Origin of the sequence: Methylobacterium sp. J-067, assembly GCF_022829465.1 — a bacterium.
GTDB classification, from domain to species: domain Bacteria; phylum Pseudomonadota; class Alphaproteobacteria; order Rhizobiales; family Beijerinckiaceae; genus Methylobacterium; species Methylobacterium litchii.
Genome location: NZ_JAKSXZ010000029.1, coordinates 1 through 652, shown reverse-complemented (window position 1 = coordinate 652; position 652 = coordinate 1). Strand labels below are relative to the sequence as shown.

Below are 652 nucleotides of genomic sequence, written 5' to 3'. Positions count from 1 at the left end.
GCGCGGCCTCAACATGATGGTGGCCGGTCTTGCCGATCTCGCTCGCTCCAATCGGGCGGCGACGGCGGACCTCAACGCGGCGGCGGCCGAGATCCGCGCCTCGGCGCAGGAACAGGCGGCCTCCGTCGAGGAGCAGTTCGCTGCCGTGCAGGAGACCGCTGCCACGGTGGACGAGATCACCCATTCCGGGGCGCAGATCTCCAAACGCGCCAGCGAGGTCATCGCCACCGCCCAGGCCACGGCCAGGACCTCCCGGCAGGGCCTGCGCGCGGTCTCGGACACCGCCCAAGCCATGGATGCGATCCGCGAGCAGGCCGAGGCGGTGGCCGGTAACATCGTCGGCGTGTCGGAGAAGACCCAGGCGATCGGCGAGATCATCGAGAGCGTCAACGACATCTCGGAGCGCACGCATCTCCTGGCGCTGAACGCGGCCATCGAGGCGGCAGCGGCGGGCGAGAGCGGGCGCAGCTTCGCGGTGGTGGCCTCGGAGATGAAGCTGCTCGCCGACCAAGCGAAGGCGGCCACGGGTCAGGTGCGGGCGATCCTCGGGGAGATCCAGCGGGGCATCAACACCTCGGTGATGCTGACGGAGGAGGCGGTGAAGCGCTCGGCGGTGGGCAAGACGCGCTCGGACACGACGCAGCGGACCATC

At 70.4% G+C, this 652-nt stretch carries 1 protein-coding gene; it reads left to right on the top strand.

Annotation, left to right across the window (positions count from 1 at the left end; all coding sequences use genetic code 11):
• Positions 1-652 (top strand): methyl-accepting chemotaxis protein (locus MKK52_RS02015; protein WP_243952080.1); only part of this gene is annotated, 652 nt, incomplete at both ends.